This window comes from Pseudomonas sp. P5_A2_2, from assembly GCF_054177685.1.
Map to the genome: position 1 here is coordinate 1 of NZ_JBGCUL010000387.1, position 4,171 is coordinate 4,171.

Sequence of the window (4,171 nt, forward strand, 5' to 3'; positions counted from 1 at the left end):
ATGGTGTGTCAGTCGGCATCAATGTAGCTGATATACCATCGCGAGCAGGCTCGCTCCTACAGGGGTTCGGTGTTCAGTCTGAAGGCTTGGCGCGGCGGGCTTTGAAGAATTCGCTGAGCACCGCCCCACATTCCTCCGCCAACACCCCACCCTCATACAACACCCGGTGATTCAAAAAGCCCTGGGTAAAGAACTGCCCCTGGCTCTGCACAATCCCGGCTTTCGGCTCCAGCGCGCCGTACACCACCCGCGCAATCCGCGAATGCACGATCAAGCCTGCGCACATGCTGCAAGGCTCCAGGGTCACGTACAGCGTGCTGCCCGGCAGGCGGTAGTTGCTGACGGCCTGGGCGGCAGCGCGGATGGCGACCATCTCGGCGTGAGCGCTCGGGTCGCTGGCGCTGATCGGGCAATTGAAACCGCGCCCGATGATTTCCCCGTCCTGCACCAGCACCGCGCCCACCGGTACCTCGCCGAGGGCCGCGCCCTGGGCTGCCAGCGCCAGGGCTTCGCGCATGAATTCGCGATCACGGCTGCGGTCGATGATGGCGGCAGGACGAATCTGACGCATCACGCCACCTCAATGGCGGCCATCAGGCCGGTTTCCATGTGGTCGATCACATGGCAGTGGAACATCCATACACCCGGGTTATCCGCCACCAGCGCTACCTGCGCGCGCTCGTTCTTGCCCAGCAGGTAGGTGTCGGTGAAATACGGAATGACCTTGTGCCGGTTCGAGGCGATGACCTTGAAGCTCATGCCATGCAGGTGAATCGGGTGCTGGTACTGAGTCATGTTCTTCAATTCGAAAATGTAGCTCTTGCCCTTCTCGAGCTTGGCAATCGGGCGGTCGGCGCAGGTCTTGTCGCTGATGTCCCACGCCTTGCCGTTGATCTGCCACAGGCTGGGCGGCTTGCCGTTTTCGACGTTGACCGATACCGAGCCGACCCATTCGAAATTGAAGTTGAGTTTCTCGGCATTGGCCAGGTCCGGTTCGGCGATCGGATTGGCAGGCAGTGCCGGCGGCCACTCGGTCGGCGCATCGGTATTGGCCACCGAACGGAATGTGCCCAGACGCACCGGACCGTTGCGTAACGACAGCTCCTCACCGGCCGGCGGGGCCTTGATCGCCAGGCAAATGCGCATGCCCGGACCGAGCCAGTATTCCTTACCCAGTGGACGCGGCTCGATCGGGTTGCCGTCCAGCGCATAGATCTGCGCTTCGACGCCAGGAATGTTCAGACGATAGGTCAGGGTGTTGTCGAGGTTGAGCAGGCGCACGCGGGTGATTTGCCCGGCGGGCAGGTCGATTACCGCTTGCGGCACACCGTTGATCGTCGACAGCCGCCCCGCCGTACCGCCACGGGCCGCTTCCCGGGGAATGCTGAACTCGACGAAATTGCCGACGTCGTCGACATGCCAGCTCTTCAGACTCAAGGTCTTCTCGTACTTGAATCCGGTCGGCTCGCGTTCGTCGATGATCAACGGACCGACCAGGCCACGACCGAGTTCCTCACTGCTGTTCACGTGTGGGTGATACCAATAGCTGCCGGCGTCCGGCACGCGGAATTTGTAGTCAAAGTATTCACCCGGCAGCACCGGCAGTTGCGAGACGTATGGCACGCCATCCATTTCCAGCGGCAGACGAATGCCGTGCCAGTGAATGGTGGTGGCGACCGGCAGGTGGTTGATGAAGCGTACCCGCAGCCATTCGCCCTGACGCACGCGCAACTCAGTGCCCGGTGCGGACGGGCCGAACGCCCAGGCCTGAGTCTTGTGCCCGGCTACCAGTTCCACATCCAGCGGCGCTGCGATCAGCTCGTAATCGTGGCCCGCCTCGGCGTCGGCCATCTTGCCCAGCCAGTAACGTGACGCGCCTCCCGCTCCAAAGCCAACGACAACAAGACCGGCCAGGCCACCGAGGATTTGGCGACGGGTAAAGGACATGAACTCAACTACCTCACGGATCAGCGACAGGCCTGGGGCCCGCAAAAGGCGAATACGATACACCCGCAATTGTGAAAGAAACAGCAAAGCGGGCGTGACGACGGGCCGCAGGAAGAATCCCGCAGCAATGCAAAAAGCCGTGTGAACTCTCGTTCACACGGCTTTTTATCCGGCGCTCAAGCCCTCAGGGCTGGCGCGGGATCATTCCCACTCAATGGTCGCTGGCGGCTTGCTCGATACGTCGTAGGTGACGCGGGAGATGCCTTCGATTTCATTGATGATGCGGCCGCTGACGGTTTCCAGCAGTTCGTAAGGCAGGTGTGCCCAACGCGCGGTCATGAAGTCGATGGTTTCCACGGCACGCAGGGCCACGACCCAGGCGTAACGGCGGCCATCGCCGACCACGCCAACCGATTTCACCGGCTGGAATACCACGAATGCCTGGCTGACCTTGTGGTACCAGTCGGCCTTGCGCAGTTCTTCGATGAAGATGTGGTCGGCGCGACGCAGCAGGTCGGCGTATTCCTTCTTCACTTCACCGAGGATCCGCACGCCCAGGCCCGGGCCCGGGAACGGGTGACGGTAGACCATGTCGTACGGCAGGCCCAGTTCCAGGCCCAGACGACGGACTTCGTCCTTGAACAGCTCGCGCAGCGGTTCAACCAGCTTGAGGTTCATTTCTTCCGGCAGGCCGCCCACGTTGTGGTGCGACTTGATCACGTGGGCCTTGCCGCTTTTCGCGCCAGCCGACTCGATCACGTCCGGGTAGATGGTGCCCTGGGCCAGGTACTTGATGTTGTCCAGCTTGCAGGATTCGGCATCGAACACGTCGATGAAGGTACGACCGATGATCTTGCGCTTCTTCTCCGGGTCGGCTTCGCCGGCCAGGTTGCCCAGGAACTGCTCTTCGGCGTTGGCGCGGATCACCTTGACGCCCATGTTCTCGGCGAACATGGCCATCACTTGCTCGCCTTCGTGCAGGCGCAGCAGGCCGTTGTCGACGAACACGCAGGTCAGCTGGTCGCCGATGGCCTTGTGCAGCAGCGCGGCAACCACGGACGAGTCCACACCGCCGGACAGGCCGAGCAGGACGTTGTCGGTACCGACCTGGGCGCGCACCTGGGCGATGGCGTCTTCAGCGATTTTCGACGGCGTCCACAGTGCTTCGCACTCGCAGATGTCGAGGATGAAGCGCGACAGGATGCGACCGCCCTGCTTGGTGTGGGTCACTTCAGGGTGGAACTGCACGCCGTAGTAGCGACGCTCGTCGCTGAACATGCCGGCGATCGGGCAGCTCGGGGTGCTGGCCAGGATGTGGAAGTCTTCCGGCATGCGGGTGACCTTGTCACCGTGGCTCATCCACACGTCGAGGCCGAACAGGCCGTCGGCGTCGATGTGGTCTTCGATGCCGTCGAGCAGGCGGCTCTTGCCGACCACGTCAACGCGGGCATAACCAAACTCACGCAGCTCGGAACCTTCAACCTTGCCGCCCAGTTGCTCGGCCATGGTCTGCATGCCGTAGCAGATACCGAAGACCGGCACGCCCAGGTCGAAGACGGCTTGCGGGCAGCGAGGGCTGTTGGCTTCGTGAACCGACTCCGGGCCGCCGGCGAGGATGACGCCTTTAGGAGCGAATTCGCGGATCGCATCTTCGTCCATGTCGAACGGGTGCAGTTCGCAGTACACGCCGATTTCACGCACGCGGCGGGCGATCAGCTGGGTGTACTGGGAACCGAAGTCGAGGATCAGGATGCGGTGAGCGTGAATGTCGAGGGCCATGATTCAGTCTCGTCTAAAAAATTCGGAAACAGTCGTGATTCAGAAACAACTCGGGGCTGAATAAAACAGCCCCGGTTGCTTAGCTTGTTGCTTGAAGGCTCAACCTACGCGGTAGTTTGGCGCTTCTTTGGTGATCTGCACGTCGTGAACGTGGGATTCGGCCATGCCGGCGCCGGTGATCCGCACGAACTCAGGCTTGGTGCGCATCTCTTCGATGTCGGCACTGCCGGTGTAGCCCATCGAGGAGCGCAGGCCGCCCATCAACTGGTGGATGATCGCGCTCAGGGTGCCCTTGTACGGAACACGCCCTTCGATGCCTTCCGGAACCAGCTTCTCGGCGCCTGCCGAGGAGTCCTGGAAGTAACGGTCGGAGGAACCCTGGGCCTGGGACATGGCGCCCAGCGAACCCATGCCGCGATAAGCCTTGTACGAACGACCCTGGAAC

Annotated in this window: 4 protein-coding genes; all 4 read right to left on the reverse strand. The window is 62.0% G+C overall.

Features of this window, described 5'->3' with window-relative positions:
* Nucleotides 1–73 precede the first annotated feature (73 nt).
* Complete coding sequence (tadA, locus tag ACXRVY_RS18910) at nucleotides 74–571, reverse strand: tRNA adenosine(34) deaminase TadA (protein WP_223460321.1); 498 nt, start codon at nucleotides 569–571, stop codon at nucleotides 74–76.
* Nucleotides 571–1,947, reverse strand: coding sequence for a multicopper oxidase family protein (locus ACXRVY_RS18915; RefSeq protein ID WP_223460319.1), 1,377 nt, complete (start codon nucleotides 1,945–1,947; stop codon nucleotides 571–573). Before ACXRVY_RS18915 ends, tadA begins: the two co-directional genes overlap by 1 nt.
* Nucleotides 1,948–2,148: 201 nt before the next feature.
* Nucleotides 2,149–3,726 carry a glutamine-hydrolyzing GMP synthase gene (gene guaA / locus ACXRVY_RS18920; protein ID WP_008053207.1) on the reverse strand — a complete coding sequence of 526 codons (1,578 nt, stop codon included), beginning with the start codon at nucleotides 3,724–3,726 and terminating at the stop codon, nucleotides 2,149–2,151.
* 99 nt (nucleotides 3,727–3,825) lie between these two features.
* Nucleotides 3,826–4,171 (reverse strand): IMP dehydrogenase (locus ACXRVY_RS18925; protein ID WP_458237976.1); only part of this gene is annotated, 346 nt, incomplete at its 5' end.